14 protein-coding genes, 1 pseudogene and 1 riboswitch are annotated in these 15,476 nt (G+C 72.0%); of the genes and pseudogenes, 9 read left to right on the top strand and 6 right to left on the bottom strand.

What is annotated here, in order from left to right; translation table 11 throughout:
• Positions 1 to 64 precede the first annotated feature (64 nt).
• From AC0682_RS06655 to AC0682_RS06625, 7 genes and pseudogenes are all read left to right on the top strand, one after another.
• Positions 65 to 661: pseudogene (locus AC0682_RS06655) on the top strand (polyprenyl synthetase family protein); the annotation flags it as partial.
• A gap of 107 nt (positions 662 to 768) precedes the next feature.
• Positions 769 to 2,769 carry a squalene--hopene cyclase gene (gene shc / locus AC0682_RS06650; protein WP_478531307.1) on the top strand — a complete coding sequence of 667 codons (2,001 nt, stop codon included), beginning with the start codon at positions 769 to 771 and terminating at the stop codon, positions 2,767 to 2,769.
• Positions 2,769 to 3,416 (top strand): phosphorylase family protein, encoded by a 648-nt coding sequence (locus AC0682_RS06645; RefSeq protein ID WP_478531305.1) that lies wholly within the window; start codon positions 2,769 to 2,771, stop codon positions 3,414 to 3,416. The genes shc and AC0682_RS06645 overlap by 1 nt, the downstream gene beginning before the upstream one ends.
• Positions 3,417 to 3,421: 5 nt before the next feature.
• Positions 3,422 to 4,441, top strand: coding sequence for an adenosyl-hopene transferase HpnH (hpnH, locus tag AC0682_RS06640; RefSeq protein ID WP_254811290.1), 1,020 nt, complete (start codon positions 3,422 to 3,424; stop codon positions 4,439 to 4,441).
• Positions 4,438 to 5,835, top strand: coding sequence for an aspartate aminotransferase family protein (locus tag AC0682_RS06635; protein WP_478531304.1), 1,398 nt, complete (start codon positions 4,438 to 4,440; stop codon positions 5,833 to 5,835). The genes hpnH and AC0682_RS06635 overlap by 4 nt, the downstream gene beginning before the upstream one ends.
• A 66-nt stretch (positions 5,836 to 5,901) precedes the next feature.
• Positions 5,902 to 6,510, top strand: a complete 609-nt coding sequence (locus AC0682_RS06630) for a helix-turn-helix domain-containing protein (protein WP_254811288.1) — start codon at positions 5,902 to 5,904, stop codon at positions 6,508 to 6,510.
• Between the two features lie 87 nt (positions 6,511 to 6,597).
• Complete coding sequence (locus tag AC0682_RS06625; RefSeq protein ID WP_478531303.1) at positions 6,598 to 6,774, top strand: DUF6126 family protein; 177 nt, start codon at positions 6,598 to 6,600, stop codon at positions 6,772 to 6,774.
• 4 nt (positions 6,775 to 6,778) lie between these two features.
• On the opposite strand, the gene AC0682_RS06620 is transcribed toward AC0682_RS06625, so the two are convergent.
• The gene (locus AC0682_RS06620) at positions 6,779 to 7,591 is read right to left on the bottom strand and encodes a tyrosine-protein phosphatase (RefSeq protein WP_478531301.1); all 813 of its coding nucleotides are present in this window, start codon (positions 7,589 to 7,591) and stop codon (positions 6,779 to 6,781) included.
• Positions 7,592 to 8,002: 411 nt separating this feature from the next.
• Positions 8,003 to 8,161: riboswitch (cyclic di-AMP (ydaO/yuaA leader) on the top strand.
• Between the two features lie 5 nt (positions 8,162 to 8,166).
• On the opposite strand from AC0682_RS06620, the gene AC0682_RS06615 reads away from it, so the two are divergent.
• Together AC0682_RS06615 and AC0682_RS06610 are read left to right on the top strand one after the other, a co-directional pair.
• Positions 8,167 to 9,174 carry a peptidoglycan DD-metalloendopeptidase family protein gene (locus AC0682_RS06615; RefSeq protein WP_478531299.1) on the top strand — a complete coding sequence of 336 codons (1,008 nt, stop codon included), beginning with the start codon at positions 8,167 to 8,169 and terminating at the stop codon, positions 9,172 to 9,174.
• 174 nt (positions 9,175 to 9,348) lie between these two features.
• Complete coding sequence (locus AC0682_RS06610; protein WP_478531298.1) at positions 9,349 to 10,176, top strand: SGNH/GDSL hydrolase family protein; 828 nt, start codon at positions 9,349 to 9,351, stop codon at positions 10,174 to 10,176.
• 8 nt (positions 10,177 to 10,184) lie between these two features.
• Here the strand turns inward: AC0682_RS06610 and AC0682_RS06605 are convergent, their stop codons facing one another.
• The 5 genes from AC0682_RS06605 to AC0682_RS06585 are packed head-to-tail and all read right to left on the bottom strand — an operon-like array spanning position 10,185 to position 15,475.
• A complete protein-coding gene (locus tag AC0682_RS06605) occupies positions 10,185 to 11,102 on the bottom strand; it encodes an STM4011 family radical SAM protein (protein WP_478531296.1) in 918 nt (305 codons plus the stop codon).
• A gap of 7 nt (positions 11,103 to 11,109) precedes the next feature.
• Entirely contained in the window at positions 11,110 to 12,498 is a 1,389-nt protein-coding gene (locus AC0682_RS06600; RefSeq protein WP_478531295.1) for an STM4012 family radical SAM protein, read from the bottom strand.
• Positions 12,495 to 13,340, bottom strand: a complete 846-nt coding sequence (locus AC0682_RS06595; protein WP_478531294.1) for an STM4013/SEN3800 family hydrolase — start codon at positions 13,338 to 13,340, stop codon at positions 12,495 to 12,497. Before AC0682_RS06595 ends, AC0682_RS06600 begins: the two co-directional genes overlap by 4 nt.
• 16 nt (positions 13,341 to 13,356) lie before the next feature.
• Positions 13,357 to 14,544: an STM4014 family protein gene (locus AC0682_RS06590; protein ID WP_478531293.1), complete on the bottom strand. Its 1,188-nt coding sequence runs from the start codon at positions 14,542 to 14,544 to the stop codon at positions 13,357 to 13,359.
• Entirely contained in the window at positions 14,525 to 15,475 is a 951-nt protein-coding gene (locus AC0682_RS06585) for an STM4015 family protein (RefSeq protein ID WP_478531292.1), read from the bottom strand. The genes AC0682_RS06590 and AC0682_RS06585 overlap by 20 nt, the downstream gene beginning before the upstream one ends.
• Position 15,476 lies beyond the last annotated feature (1 nt).

Genomic DNA, 15,476 nt, shown 5'->3' with positions numbered 1-15,476 from the left:
TTCCCCTCTCGCTCCCGGCCGAGGGCGGGAACGGGGATCGGCCGGCGCGTCCCCCCCCCCCCCCCGCCTCACCCAGGCCACCCGCAAGCTCATCGACGGGCAGGCCCAGGACATCTCCTACGAGCACCGCGAGCGGGTCACCGTCGAGGAGTGCCTGGAGATGGAGGGCAACAAGACCGGCGCCCTGCTGGCCTGCGCGGTCTCCATCGGCGCGGTGCTCGGCGGCGCCGACGACCGCACCGCCGACACCCTGGAGGCGTACGGCTACCACCTGGGCCTCGCCTTCCAGGCCGTCGACGACCTGCTCGGCATCTGGGGCGACCCGGAGGCCACCGGCAAGCAGACCTGGAGCGACCTGCGCCAGCGCAAGAAGTCCCTCCCGGTCGTCGCCGCGCTCGCCGCGGGCGGCCCGGCCTCCGAGCGGCTCGGGGAGCTGCTCGCCGCCGACGCCAAGAGCAGCGACTTCGACAGCTTCTCCGAGGAGGAGTTCGCCGCCCGGGCGGCGCTCATCGAGGAGGCGGGCGGCCGCGAGTGGACCGCCCAGGAAGCCCGTCGTCAGCACGCGGTCGCCATCGAGGCGCTGCACGGTGTCGACATGCCGCACCGGGTACGGGCACAGCTCACCGCGCTCGCGGACTTCGTGGTGGTGCGGAAGAGGTGACCAGCACCCGTATATGACGCGCAGTCGCCGGCCGGCGCCCCCACCGGGGCGTCGGCCGACGGAGACCCCAGCACAGCAGAGAAGCCACTGCACGTAAGGGGAAGCTCATGACAGCGACGACCGACGGACCCACCGGGGCCGCGGAACTCTCCGCGACCACGGCAGGGCGTCCGGACCACACGACCCTCGCCCCGGGCGAGGTGCTCGCCGCCGCGCGGCGGGCCGCCGAACGCTCCGTGGAGCACCTCCTCGGCAGACAGGACGAGCAGGGCTGGTGGAAGGGGGACCTCGCCACCAACGTCACCATGGACGCCGAGGACCTGCTCCTGCGCCAGTTCCTCGGGATCCAGGACCCGGAGACCACCCGGGCCGCAGCCCTCTTCATCCGGGGCGAACAGCTCGGCGACGGCACCTGGAACACCTTCTACGGCGGACCGAGCGACCTCTCCGCCACCATCGAGGCCTATGTGGCCCTGCGGCTGGCCGGGGACACCCCCGACGAGCCGCACATGGCCCGCGCCGCCTCCTGGATCAGGGAGCAGGGCGGCATCGCCGCCGCCCGGGTCTTCACCCGGATCTGGCTGGCGCTCTTCGGCTGGTGGAAGTGGGACGACCTCCCCGAACTCCCGCCCGAGCTGATGTTCCTGCCCTCCTGGGTACCGCTCAACATCTATGACTTCGGCTGCTGGGCCCGGCAGACCATCGTTCCCCTGACCATCGTCTCCGCGAAGCGCCCCGTGCGGCCCGCGCCCTTCGCCCTGGACGAGCTGCACACCGACCCCGCCCGCCCCAATCCGCCCAGGAAGCTCGCCCCGGCGGCCAGTTGGGACGGCCTCTTCCAGCGTCTGGACAAGGGGCTGCACCTCTACCACAAGGTCGCCCCGCGCCCGCTCCGCCGCATCGCGATGAACGTGGCGGCCCGGTGGATCGTCGAACGCCAGGAGAACGACGGCTGCTGGGGCGGTATCCAGCCCCCGGCCGTCTACTCCCTCATCGCCCTGCATCTGCTCGGCTACGACCTGGACCACCCGGTGATGAAGGCGGGCCTCGCCTCGCTGGACCGGTTCGCCGTCCACCGCGAGGACGGCGCCAGGATGGTCGAGGCCTGCCAGTCGCCCGTCTGGGACACCTGCCTGGCCACCATCGCCCTGGTCGACGGCGGACTCAGACCCGACCACCCGGCGCTGGTGAAGGCCGCCGACTGGATGCTCGCCGAGGAGATCACCCGGCCCGGCGACTGGTCCGTACGCAAACCCGAACTCGCCCCCGGCGGCTGGGCGTTCGAGTTCCACAACGACAACTACCCGGACATCGACGACACCGCCGAAGTCGTCCTGGCGCTGCGCCGGGTCCGCCACCCCGACCCCGCCCGGGTGGAGGCCGCCATCGAGCGCGGGGTCCGCTGGAACCTCGGGATGCAGTCCCGCAACGGAGCCTGGGGGGCCTTCGACGCCGACAACACCAGCTCCTTCCCCAACCGCCTGCCGTTCTGCGACTTCGGCGAGGTCATCGACCCGCCGTCGGCCGACGTCACCGGACATGTGGTGGAGATGCTCGCCGTGGAGGGGCGCGCTCGACACCCCCGTACACAACGGGGGATCGAGTGGCTTCTCGCCGAACAGGAGGCGTGCGGAGCCTGGTTCGGGCGCTGGGGCGTCAACTATGTCTACGGGACAGGGTCGGTGGTCCCCGCGCTGGTCGCCGCCGGACTCCCCGCAGCCCACCCCTCGATCCGCCGGGCGGTGGAATGGCTGGAGTCCGTGCAGAACGACGACGGCGGCTGGGGCGAGGACCTGCGTTCGTACCGGGAGGAGAAGTGGATCGGGCACGGTGAGTCCACGGCCTCCCAGACCGCCTGGGCCCTGCTCGCCCTGCTGGCGGCCGGCCGCCGCGACAGCCTCGCCGTCGCCCGCGGGGTGACCTGGCTGACCGAGGCCCAGCAGGCCGACGGCTCCTGGGACGAGCCCTATTTCACCGGCACGGGCTTCCCCTGGGACTTCTCCATCAACTACCACCTCTACCGTCAGGTCTTCCCTCTCACGGCACTCGGGCGCTACGTGTACGGCGACCCGTTCGCCGACCGTCCGGGCGCCGCCCAGGGCGCCTGATGGCCGGCGCACCGGGGCCCGCGGGCCCGCAGCCGTCGCTGCTGGTCGCCTGCGCGCTGGGCATCGAGCAGGTGGCCCTGCGCAGCGGCAGGCGTCCCGCGGGCCCGGTGCGGGTCCTGCGGACCGGGATGGGCCCCCGGGCGGCGGAGGCGGCCGTGGCGGCCGCCCTCGCCCCCGGTGGCACCCCGGGGGCCGCGGTCCTGGCCTCCGGCTTCTGCGCGGGTCTCGCCCCCGGGATGCACCCCGGGGACCTGGTCGTCGCCGAGGAGACCCGGGACGCGGACGGCGTCACCCCCTGCACCGGCACCGGGCTGCTGGTCGCCGCCCTGGCCCGGGCCGCCCCCGGCGCAACCGTCCACACCGGCCCCCTGACCGGCTCCGACCACGTCGTGCGCGGCCCCGAGCGGGCCGCGCTGCGGGCCACCGGGGCCATCGCCGTGGACATGGAGTCCGCCGCCACCCTGCGGACCGCCCTGTGCCACGGGCCGCGCCCGGTTGCGGCCGTCCGGGTGGTCGTGGACGCTCCGGAGCATGAGCTCGTCCGTATCGGCACGGTGCGCGGTGGAATATCGGCCTTCCGTGTTCTCCGTGCCGTCCTTCCCGCTTTCTACGAATGGCACCGATCTTTACTGCTCCCCAGGAGGTGAGCCAGATGGCCATGCCGCTCCGCCAGTCCATCAAGGTCGCGACGTATCTGTTCGAGCAGAAGCTCCGCAGGCGTGAGAAGTTCCCGCTGATCGTCGAACTCGAGCCGTTGTTCGCCTGCAACCTCGCGTGCGAGGGGTGCGGGAAGATCCAGCACCCGGCCGGTGTCCTGAAGCAGCGCATGCCGGTCGCCCAGGCCGTGGGCGCGGTGCTCGAATCCGGTGCCCCCATGGTCTCCATCGCCGGGGGCGAGCCCCTGATGCACCCGCAGATCGACGAGATCGTGCGCCAGCTCGTCGCGCGGAAGAAATACGTCTTCCTCTGCACCAACGCGATGCTCATGCGGAAGAAGCTCGACAAGTTCACCCCCTCGCCCTACTTCGCCTTCGCCGTGCACATCGACGGACTGCGGGAGCGGCACGACGAGTCGGTCGCCAAGGAGGGCGTCTTCGACGAGGCGGTGGAGGCGATGAAGGAGGCCAAGCGGCGCGGCTTCCGGGTCACCACCAACTCCACCTTCTTCAACACCGACACCCCGCAGACCGTCATCGAAGTGCTCAACTACCTCAACGACGACCTCAAGGTCGACGAGATGATGATCTCGCCCGCCTACGCCTACGAGAAGGCGCCCGACCAGGAGCACTTCCTCGGCGTCGACCAGACCCGCGAACTCTTCAAGAAGGCCTTCGCGGGCGGCAACCGGGCCCGCTGGCGGCTCAACCACTCGCCGCTCTTCCTGGACTTCCTGGAGGGCAAGGCGGACTTCCCGTGCACCGCCTGGGCCATCCCCAACTACTCCCTCTTCGGATGGCAGCGCCCCTGCTACCTGATGAGCGACGGCTACGTGCCGACGTACCGCCAGCTCATCGAGGAGACCGACTGGGACAAGTACGGCCGGGGCAAGGACCCGCGCTGCGCCAACTGCATGGCCCACTGCGGCTACGAACCCACCGCCGTCCTCGCGACCATGGGGTCGCTCAAGGAGTCGCTGCGCGCGGCCCGGGAGAGCGTCGGCGGCAAGCGGTGACGGACGGCGGGCCGAAGGGCTTCGACCTCGGGCGGCTGCTGGCGGAGCGCGGTGGCGAGCGGTACGAGCTGCACGCACGCCACCTCAACCACCAGCTGCCGCGCATGCTGCACACCATCGGCTTCGACAAGGTCTACGAGCGGGCCGAGGGGGCGTATTTCTGGGACGCCGAGGGCCAGGACTACCTGGACATGCTGGCCGGGTTCGGCGTCATGGGGCTCGGCCGGCACCACCCGGTCGTCCGCCGGGCCCTGCACGACGTGCTCGACGCCCAGCTCGCCGACCTCACCCGCTTCGACTGCCAGCCGCTCCCCGGGCTGCTCGCGGAGAAGCTGCTCGGCCACAGCCCGCACCTGGAGCGGGTCTTCTTCGGCAACAGCGGTACGGAAGCGGTCGAGACGGCGCTGAAGTTCGCCCGGTACGCCACCGGGAAGCCCCGGGTCCTCTACTGCGACCACGCCTTCCACGGGCTGACCACCGGCTCCCTCTCGGTCAACGGGGAGCGAGGCTTCCGCGACGGCTTCGCCCCGCTGCTGCCCGACACCCCGATCGCGCTGGGCGACCTGGACGCGCTGCGCCGGGAGCTGAAGCGGGGGGACGTGGCGGCACTGGTCGTCGAGCCTGTCCAGGGCAAGGGCGTGCACGCCGCGCCCCCCGGCTTCCTGTACGAGGCCCAGGCGCTGCTCCACCGGCACAAGGCGCTCCTGATCGCCGACGAGGTGCAGACCGGTCTCGGGCGGACCGGTGCCTTCTACGCCTACCAGCACGAGGAGGGGGTCGAGCCCGACCTGGTCTGCGTGGCCAAGGCACTCTCCGGCGGCTACGTCCCGGTCGGCGCCACCCTCGGCAAGGAGTGGATCTTCCGCAAGGTCTACTCCTCGATGGACCGGGTCCTCGTCCACTCCGCGAGCTTCGGCTCGAACGCCCAGGCCATGGCGGCCGGGCTCGCGGTGCTCTCCGTCATGGAGGACGAGGAGATCGTCGCGGGCGCCCGGCGCACCGGTGATCTGCTGCGGGAGCGGTTGGCGGCGCTGGTGGACCGCTACGAGCTGCTGCACGAGGTGCGCGGGCGGGGGCTGATGATCGGCATCGAGTTCGGCCGCCCGTCGTCGCTGAAGCTCCGCAGCCGCTGGACCATGCTCCAGGCGGCCCGAAAGGGACTCTTCGCCCAGATGGTCGTGGTGCCGCTGCTCCAGAAGCACCGCATCCTCACCCAGGTCTCCGGCGACCATCTGGAGGTGATCAAGCTGATCCCGCCGCTGATCATCGGGGAGCCGGAGGTGGACCGCTTCGTGACGGCGTTCACCGAGGTCATGGACGACGCCCACGACGGGGGCGGACTGATGTGGGACTTCGGCCGGACGCTGGTCAAGCAGGCCGTGGCCAACCGCTGAGACCAGGGGATTTGCCTCCTGGGCAATTTATTTGCCCAGGAGGAAAGTTCCTGGCCCAATGGAACCATGAACCCTCCGGACGAGGGGGCGGCCGAGGAGCTTCCCGGCGTCGCCCCCCGACTGCGCGAACTGCGCCGTGGGCGCGGCCTCACTCTGGAGACCGCCGCCCAGCGGGCCGGACTCTCCCCGGCCCACCTCTCCCGGCTGGAGACCGGCCGCCGCCAGCCCTCGCTGCCGATGCTGCTGGGTCTCGCCCGCATCTACGGTACGACGGTCTCCGAGCTGCTCGGCGAGAAGCCGCCCGAGCGCGACGCGATCATCCGGGGCGGTGCTTTCGAGGGCGCCGAGGCCGACGGCTGGATGTACCGCCGGGCCGGCAGTCCGGGCCGTGCCATGCAGGCGCTGCGGGTCCGTGTCCCGTACGGCGCCCAGGGCGATCTGGTCCGGGTGCACCCCGGTGAGGAGTGGCTGTACGTCCTCGGCGGACGGCTGCGGGTCGCGCTGGGGGAGACCGTGCACGACCTGGACCCGGGCGACAGCGCCCACTTCGACTCGCTCACCCCGCACCGGATCGCGGCCCTGGACCGCGGCGGGGCGGAGCTGCTCTTCGTCCACTCCCTGCTCCAGAGCCCGGCGGCCGAGCTGTGCCTCGGCAACGCCCTCCACGCGCGCTGACCCGGCATACCACCAGGGCCCCTGCGTACCTCCATACCTCCGGACCCTTCGTACCCACCGGCCGCGAGGCCGGCAGAGAGGACCGTCATGTCCGATTCCGAACACTACGACCCGCTGAGTCCGCGGCGGCCGAGGGCCACGAAGGACGCGCAGGAGCGCCGGATGCCGCGCGGTCTGGTGATCCGCCTCGTCGCCTACCTGGTGGTCGGCCACGTGATCGCGGCCTTCCTCTACCTGCTCTTCGTGGTGGCGGGCGCGGAGTAGTCGCTCAGCCCTGGTCGAGCAGGCGCTCGCGCAGCCGCTCCCGGGTCCGGGGGGAGATGTTCAGCCCCTCCGACAGGTAGCGGTCGGTCGAGCCCCACGTCTCGTCGATGGCCGTGAACGCCGCCGCGAGGTAGGAGGCCTGGGCCCCGAAGAGCGGGTTGAGGAGCTCCATCACCTCGGGGGACATCCCGGTCTCGGACATGTCCGAGCGCTTCACCTTGTACCGGCGGTGCGGGTCGTTGGACTTCAGGTAGTCCGCCTCGATCGCCTCGCGCTCGACGCCGACCGCGAGCAGGGAGACCGCGATCGACAGCCCCGCCCGGTCCTTGCCCGCCGCACAGTGCATCAGGGCCGGAACGCTGTCCTCCGCCAGTGCGTGGAGCACGCGGCTGTGCTCGGCGGTGCGGTCCACGATGGTCGCGCGGTACATGCGCAGCATCCGCTCGGCGCCCTTGCCGTTCGCCAGGATCGAGCGCAGCTGCTCGATGTTCCCGTCGCGCACCAGCCGCCAGAACTCGGCTCCGTCGGCCGGGTCGGAGAGCGGAATGCTGACATTACGGACACCGGTCAACTCGATGTCGTACCCGTCGAGCTGGTGGTCGGCGGAGTTCCGGAAGTCGAAGACGGTGTGCAGCCCGAGCCCGGAGAGGAAGAGCGCGTCCTCGGCGGTGGCGTGCGCCAGGTGGCCGCTGCGGTAGAGCCGGCCGAAGGCGGTGCGCCGCCCGTCCGTGGTGGGGAGCCCGCCCACGTCGCGGAAGTTGCGGACTCCGGTCAGTGCGGTCTCGGTCGGCGGGACCTGCGGCACCTGCTGCGTCACGGTGGCTCCTGAAGTCTTCGGCGTCGGCGCGGCTCTCCGGCGAGGGCGCTCCTGTGACGATACGACATCGATTCGGCCGGAAATCAGGGGCCGGATGACGTGGAGTCAGGAATGACGCCACCGCCATGTCCGTATTGGTGTATTTCGCAGAACATGCCCCGCTAATGGGGGAGATGGGATTCCGCAGGTGAGCGGGATCATATCCGTGACGGACCGTGGCTGCGGCGCCCCGGCGTTTCCCCGGGATCCGTACGGAAAGCCAAGATCCGTAATCCACGGAGGGTGACGGGAAATCCGGAACGGAATCGAATCGATGATTCCGGGAGGCAACCGACGGCTTGTTCCCGTCGTCCTGACTCGTTTACGGTCACCGTCAATCCGGACGGACCGCCTAATCCTGCCGCCGCCCGGAATTCGCACCCACCCACTCACGTGTGGCAGGAGCGGGGGAACCAGGTAAGCCGCCGGCCCGGAGCGATCCGGACCGGCTAGGGGTGAAGTCGCCGTCCGGCGGCCGGGCATCTCCAGCCCGAACCCGACAGCTCACCTCGCAGGCGACGGAGAGGAACTCCCCCATGCCCGCACAGGGTAAGCACCGCCGTCCCAAGTCCGGCCCGATCCACCGCGGCGTCCTCGCCGCGGGCACCGGCGGCGCCGTACTGGCCCTCCCGCTGATCGGAGCCACCGGCGCCCACGCCGCGGAGAAGGCCGCCCCCGCCACCAAGCCCGCCGCCGCCACGGCCGCCGCCGCGCAGACCGCCCCGCAGGCCGCGCCCGCCCAGGCGAAGACCGCCTCGAAGACGTACTCCGTCGTCTCCGGCGACTACCTCGCGAAGATCGCCGCCGAGCACCGGGTCAAGGGCGGCTGGCAGAAGCTGTACCAGGACAACCGCTCCACCGTCGGCGAGAACCCCAGCCTGATCTTCCCGGGCATGAAGCTCACCCTCGGCGCCAAGGCCACCGGCTCCGCCGCGCCGTCCGAGGCCAAGAAGGCCGCCCCGGCGCCCAGGTCCGCGCCGAAGGCCGAGAAGAAGGCGGCCCCCCAGGCCGCGCCGAAGAAGGCCGAGCAGGCCCCCAAGGGCGACACCATCTCGGCCGACGAGTCGGACGCGCAGTCCGGCGCCGCCATCCGGGCCGGGTCCTCGCAGCCCACCGGCTCCTCGCAGGCCGCCGGCTCCGGCTGGACCGCGCCCCTGGACAGCGCCCAGGTCACCACCCCGTACCGCGCCTCCGGCTCCAGCTGGTCCAGCGGCTACCACACCGGCGCCGACTTCCGTGCCGCCTCCGGCACCCCCGTCCGCGCCATCGGCCCGGGCACCGTGGTCTCGGCCGGATGGGGCGGTTCGTACGGCAACGAGGTCGTCATCCGCCACGCGGACGGCATGTACTCCCAGTACGCCCATCAGTCCTCGCTCAGCGTCTCCACTGGCCAGACCGTCACCGGCGGCCAGCAGATCGGCCTCTCCGGCTCCACCGGCAACTCCACCGGCCCGCACCTCCACTTCGAGGTCCGCACCGGCCCGAGCTACGGCTCGGACATCGACCCTGTCGCCTACCTGCGCCAGCACGGCGTCTCCCTCTGACCCGAGGGCTGCCCGCGCGGGGCGTGAAGTGATCGAGGGCGGTGTGCTGCTGTGGCATACCGCCCTCTACTTATTCCAGCTTTACCCACATCTGACCGGGTGGTCTATGTCACCACCCGTCAACCCTGTATTACGGTCGCGTAGGTCACATTGAACGGTGCAGGATATGTGCTTGTGGCAGACGATTCGAGAACCCAGCAGCAGCACACCATCGGGTCGTACGCGGCGATCGGGGACAGCTTCACCGAAGGCGTCGGAGACCCCGGCCCCGACGGCACCTTCGTCGGCTGGGCGGACCGGTTCGCGGTTCTCCTCGCCGACCGGCTCCCGGCCCCCGACGCGGCGACGAACCCGGACGAGACCCGGCACGGGAATTTCCGCTACGCCAATCTCGCCGTACGCGGACGCCTCCTCGACCAGATCGTCGAGGAGCAGATCCCCCGCGCCAAGGAGCTGGCCCCCGACCTGGTCAGCTTCTGCGCGGGCGGCAACGACATCATCCGGCCCGGCACCGACCCAGACGACCTGGCCGAGCGGTACGAGAAGGCCGTCGCGGAGCTGACCGAGGCGGTCGGCACCGTCATGATCACCACCGGCTTCGACACCCGGGGCGTCCCCGTACTGCGCCACATGCGCGGCAAGATCGCCACGTACAACGTCCACCTCCGGGCCATCGCGGACCGCTACCACTGCCCGGTCCTCGACCTGTGGTCGCTCCGCTCGGTGCAGGACCGGCGCGCCTGGGACGCCGACCGGCTCCACCTCTCGCCCGAGGGCCACACCAGGGTGGCCCTGCGCGCCGCCCAGGTCCTCGGACACGATGTGCCGACCGATCCGGACCAGCCCTGGCCCCCGCAGGCCCAGCGCAGCCCCTTCGACGAAGGGCGCGACAACATCCAGTGGGCGCGGGAGTACCTCGTGCCGTGGATCGGGCGGCGGCTGCGTGGCGAGTCGTCCGGCGACCACGTCGAGGCCAAGCGCCCGGACCTGCTGCCGTTGTAGGGGCAGGCTCAGGGGCTCAGCAGGGGGAGCGAACGCCGGTTCGGGCCCGGGACCGGGGGGCCGTCCGGCGTCGGGCCCGCGCCCGGCCCTGCCGGTATCCGCTCCAGGACACCGCCCGCGAACACGTCGTACAGGGGCAGCGTCTCCAGGTGCACATAGCCGATGTGGCAGTCGCAGACGGCGAGCGGACAGGCCCGTGGACGAAGCGCCCGGCGGTAGCTGCCGTCGTACAGATTGCCCAGCTCGGCCTTGACGAAGTGACAGCGGCGCACGGTCCCGTCGCCGTCCACCGAGACCACCGACTCGCCCGTCCGGCAGGGCAGCCCGGCCGAGCGGTGCGGATGCCTGCTGTACGGGAAGAGGGGGTCCAGCTCCGTCCACCGGGCCGCCTCCTCGTCGGTGTACGTCCGCCCCTCGGCGGCGTTCACCCAGAGGTAGACCTCCGCGGGCAGCGCCGCCCGCAGCCGTCGGGCCTCTTCGAAGTGGGCCTCGAACCCCACCACGCCCACGCTGAAGCGGATGCCTCGGGCGGACAGGTCACGGCACTTGGAGAGGAACCGCTCGTGGGGCGTCTGCCCCGGGTGGTACGTGCACCAGAGCGCGATCCGCTCCGGATCGGCGTCCGAGAGCCAGGCGGTGCGCCCGCTCAGATTGGTCTGGATGGCGACCCGGCCGATGTGCGGGAGATGCGACAGCTCGGTCATCGCCCGCCGGTACCAGGACCGGACGAGCCCCTCGCCCCACGGGGTGAACAGTACGGAGAGCCGGTCACCGGTCTGCGCCGCCGTCCACGCCGTGAACCGCTCCAGCGCCTCCCGGTCCGAGGCCAACCGCGCCCGGCTGTCCCGCTGTTTGGCGAACGGGCAGTACGGACAGTCGTAGTCGCACGAGGCCAGCGGGCCCCGGTAGAGGATGGTCAGGTCCACGGCCCGCTCACTTCCGCTCGTACGCGGCCATCGCCGCCCGCACCCCGGGGGAGAACAGCGCGGGTCCCAGCGCGTCCGAGTGGGCCAGGCCCAGCGGTGAGAGCCGCAGCAGCCCCTCCGGCGCCCGCTCGTCCAGCCAGCCCCGGGCCGCGAACTCCGCCAGTTCGGCGGGGAAGTCCGTCCACGGGTCCGTACCGAAGCGGGCCCGGTAGGGGGCCGTGGGGAGACCGGCCGCCTGGAGGACCGACTGGAGGAGGTGACGCCTGCGCGCCTCCTCCGCGTCGACATACCGGCCGACCTCGGCCCGGGAGAAGTCCTGGGTGGCGGTGAAGGAGTCGATGATGGAACGGATCTCCCGCATGTCGACCGCGTAGTCGAAGGAGTAGTGCAGGGCGGAGGTGTAGGAGCGGGCCCCGCACCCCAGGCCGATCATGCCGTCGGTCTGGCAGGCGTGGTCCTCCGGACCGTCCGCCGATCCCCGGGGCGCGTCCGCGCGGCGGAACATCCGCATCGACACCTGCTCGTAGCCGTGGGCCAGCAGATGGTCGCGGCCCACCGCGTAGAGCCGCAGCCGCTGCTCGTCCCAGGCCGTCTGCTCCAGGGCCTGCGCCTCCCGGCCGGTCACGCCCGCGCCGAGCCGGTGCAGGCCGGTCAGCGGACGGACGTAGAGGGGATACAGATACAGCTCCTCCGGCCGCCAGGCCAGCGCGGCGTCCAGCGAGGTGAGCCAGGTGCGCTCGGTCTGGCCGTCGATGCCGTAGATCAGGTCGATGTTCAGCACCGGAATCCGGGCGTCCCGGATCCGGCCGAGGGCACCTTCGACCTCGGCCCTGCGCTGCGGGCGGACGGCCGCCTTCGCCTCGGCGGCCACGAAGCTCTGCACCCCGATGCTGATCCGGGTCGTGCCCCGGTCGGCCAGCACCGCCAGCCGGTCGGCGGTCGCGGTGGAGGGCGAGGTCTCCACCGACAGCGGCACCGCGCGCAGGTCGGCGCCCATCCGCCGCTCCGCGATGTCGCAGAGCCGCTCCAGTTCGGCCGTCGTCAGGAAGGTCGGTGTCCCGCCGCCGAAGGCCGCCGCCGCGAACCGTACCGGCGCGTCGTCGCCGAGCGCGTCCCGGACGGCCACCGCCTGCCGGTCCAGCGCGTCCAGATAGCGCGTGGTCAGCTCCTCGGGCGCGCCGATCCGGGTGAAGAGGTTGCAGAAGCCGCAGCGGACCTCGCAGAACGGTATGTGGAGGTAGAGGGAGAGGGCGTCCTTCCGCTCGGCCGCCCACAGCTCGCGCAGCGCGGGCCGCTCCGGCAGGGGTCGGTAGGCCGTCTTGTGCGGATAGGCGTAGACGTAACTCTCGTACGGCCTGACGGCGGGCGGCGCGGAAACGCCGGCGGTGATGGTCATCGAGCAGCCCCCGGTGCGAGCGGTGCGGATGGTTGTGGTGCGGGCGGTTCCAGGAAGAAGTGCGCGTACGGCACGGTCCAGACGGCCTCGTGGCCGAGCCGGTGACCGGTGTAGCCGTCCTCGCCGTACGTCGTACCGTGGTCGGAGCAGACGATGGCGAAGCACCGGCGGCGGCTGCTCGCGGCGGCGAAGAGCCGGCCGATGTGCCGGTCGACGTACTCCAGGGCGGCCGCGTGCGTGGCCCGGGAGTCCCCGGTCTCGCGGGTCGCGCCCGGCATGTGGAACCAGTTCGGCTGGTGCAGTGCGGAGACGTTGACGAAGAGGAAGAGCCGCTGCTCCCGCGGCAGCTCCGCGACGACCTGCTCCACCCGGGCCACCTGCTCCTCGAACGAGGTCGGTGAGGCGACACCGAACTCCGGCTCCCAGTGGCTCTCCTGGAACATCCCGGGCAGCACCGAGCCCAGGGCACCCTGCCGGTTGAAGAACCCGACCCCGCCGACGCACACCGTGCGATACCCCTCGGCGGCGAGCCCCGACACCAGGTCCGGGGTGTCGAAGACGAACGTGCCGTCCGCCGTCGTCTCGCTGCCCGCGAACCGGGCCGCGAAGAGCCGCGGGTGCCGACCGGGGGCGGTGGGTGTCGGCAGGAACCCGGCGAACATCGCCTGGTGCGAGGCGTAGGTGAAGCTGCCCGGCGCATGCCGCTCCTCCCAGACGCCGCCGGGAAGACGGGCAGCCAGATGCGGGATGCGCCCGGCGGCGGCCAGCTCGACGGCGACATCGTGGCGCAGGGTGTCCAGGGTGACCAGCAGCAGGTCATGGCTGCCCACGACCTCGGCCATATCGGGTCGTGGGTGGTCAGGGAGACGTGACGGCATGGTCGTTCCTCGTTCGGTCCAGTACGGCGGCGACCTGCGCCGCATAGGTGTCCAGCCCCTCGGCACCGCTGCCGGGCAGACCGGTCAGTCCGGGCAGCAGATCGCCGAAGGCGTTGACCTCGCCGACGGCGAAGCGCCGCCAGCCGGCCGAGGGCAGCAGATCGACGCCCACGCACAGCGTCCCCGGGAAGCAGGCGGCGGCCCGCTCGCACGTCGCCAGCGCCTCGCGCCAGCAGCCGCCCACCGCCGACACGGCGGCCCGGACCTCGTCGAGATCGCCGCGGGCGCCCCCGAGATGGAGGTTGGTCATGGGGGAGAGGCTGGTGCGGACGACGGCGTGGGTCGCCCGGCCGCCCACCACCACGATCCGCAGATCGGCGGCCCGCCCCCGCTGGGACGCCTTCGGCAGCCAGCGCTCGATGTGCAGCCCGTCCGGGGCGAGCGCGTCCACGAGCGCGCCCACCTCCTGCTCCGTGGTGTACCGGCGGACCCGCAGCGAGTTGAACAGCCGCCCCTCGCCGTCCCGCTCCACCGAGGTGCAGGCCCGGACCCGGCCGGGGCCCGCGGTCTCCACCGCCAGCACCCCCGAGGCGGAGGAACCGTGCGCGAGCTTCACGAAGGCCCGGGGCATCCGGTGCTCCCGCATCAACGCCCGTACGTCGGACCAGCCCCGCACCTCCGCGCCATGCGGCCCGGAGGTGGGGGAGGCGGGCACGGCGACCCCGGCCGCTTCCAGACGGGCGTGGCAGAGCCGCTTGTCGAAGAGTGCGGCGAGGTCACCGGGGGAGGCGAGCGTCCTTGCGCCGGCGGCGGAGGCGGCCCGGGCCACCTCGCCCACCGCCGTGCGGAACGCGGCGTACCACCGTGCCGACCCCTCCACCCGGGTCGGGTCGTCGACCCCGCGCAGCAACCGCTCCACCTCCGCGTTCTCGCCGGGTGAGTCGATCCGTACGGACTCGTCTGGCTCGAACGCCGCTCTGCCGCCCAGCACCTGGAGCCAGGGGACCACCCGGGCCGGGGGCAGCCCGGCGGCCCGTACGGCCTCCTCGAAGAAGGCGACCCGGCGGTTCTCCGGATTGCCCACCACGGCGAAGCGCGGGGCCGTCGTGGTCCCCGGGACGCTCGCCCCGGGAACGTCCGCCCTGGGGCTACTCGCTGACGGCGACATAGCGCTCCGGCTCCCCGTCGTCGTCCCCGTAGTCCTCCTCGGGCTCGTCCGCCTCGACCACGGCCGGGGCGCAGGTCTTCCTGATCCGGTCGAGCACCGGGTCGGTGAGGTAGTGATGGCGCAGGTCGAGCGTGGTGAGGTGGTTGAGCGGCTGCCCGTTCAGCAGAGCCTCCCCGCCCGTGTCGCTGAGGGTGCCCATGGACAGGGCGAGGGTCTCCAACTGGGCGACGAGGGGCGCCGAGGCCACGGCCGCCGCGATCTCGTCCTGGAGTTCGCTGTTCTGCAGGCCCAGGTGGCGCAGGCGGGGGAAGGTGCCGCCCGACAGGACCGGTCCGATGTCCTCGACCGTGGCGTCGGCTCCGTACCACGAGCTGCCGAACCAGAGGTCCAGGCGCTCCAGCGCGGGCAGTTCGCTCGCGGCGACGGCCCGCACCAGCTCACCGGGGAGCCCGCCGGACTCGAAGCGCAGCGACGTCAGCGCCGCATGTCGGATCGGCCGCAGAGCCAGCCCCTCCTCGCCGCAGCCGCGTACGGTGAACTCCTTCAGCAGCGGGAACGCTTCGAGCACCGCCGTGATGTCGCACATGCGCAGCCACGACACCTCGCACTCCTCGCCCACCACATCGGCGAGGAAGAGCCCCCGCAGGGCCGGGAAGCGGTCGGCGTCGGCGACGAGCAGGTCCCGTACCGGAGCGAAGGGCGTGTAGTCCTCACGCCACCAGGGGCCGATGAGGAGCGCCCTGACCTGTGCGGTGTCCACGGTGTCCAGGAACTGCCGCCACAGGTCGGTGAAGCTCCTCTCCTCCCCGTAGTCGCGTTCCAGCCGCCAGGCCACCGTGGCGGCGCCGGGCAGGGGGACGGACGCCGCCGGGGTGTGGACCGGCAGGCCGTGGAAGCGCTCGGGGTGGCGAATGCCGATACAGGTCGTCATC

This window comes from Streptomyces sp. NPDC043746, from assembly GCF_056436485.1.
Note: the sequence above shows the minus strand (reverse complement) of the source record. Positions and strands in the feature narration are given on the sequence as shown.

Bases quoted from the DNA above. Each gene is read 5' to 3' on its own strand.
- shc (WP_478531307.1), top strand. From the start codon at position 769: ATGACAGCGACGACCGACGGACCCACCGGGGCCGCGGAACTCTCCGCG.
- AC0682_RS06585 (WP_478531292.1), bottom strand. From the start codon at position 15,475: ATGACGACCTGTATCGGCATTCGCCACCCCGAGCGCTTCCACGGCCTG.
- AC0682_RS06595 (WP_478531294.1), bottom strand. From the start codon at position 13,340: ATGGCCGAGGTCGTGGGCAGCCATGACCTGCTGCTGGTCACCCTGGAC.
- AC0682_RS06630 (WP_254811288.1), top strand. From the start codon at position 5,902: ATGAACCCTCCGGACGAGGGGGCGGCCGAGGAGCTTCCCGGCGTCGCC.
- AC0682_RS06590 (WP_478531293.1), bottom strand. From the start codon at position 14,544: ATGTCGCCGTCAGCGAGTAGCCCCAGGGCGGACGTTCCCGGGGCGAGC.
- AC0682_RS06600 (WP_478531295.1), bottom strand. From the start codon at position 12,498: ATGACCATCACCGCCGGCGTTTCCGCGCCGCCCGCCGTCAGGCCGTAC.
- AC0682_RS06625 (WP_478531303.1), top strand. From the start codon at position 6,598: ATGTCCGATTCCGAACACTACGACCCGCTGAGTCCGCGGCGGCCGAGG.
- AC0682_RS06645 (WP_478531305.1), top strand. From the start codon at position 2,769: ATGGCCGGCGCACCGGGGCCCGCGGGCCCGCAGCCGTCGCTGCTGGTC.
- hpnH (WP_254811290.1), top strand. From the start codon at position 3,422: ATGGCCATGCCGCTCCGCCAGTCCATCAAGGTCGCGACGTATCTGTTC.
- AC0682_RS06615 (WP_478531299.1), top strand. From the start codon at position 8,167: ATGCCCGCACAGGGTAAGCACCGCCGTCCCAAGTCCGGCCCGATCCAC.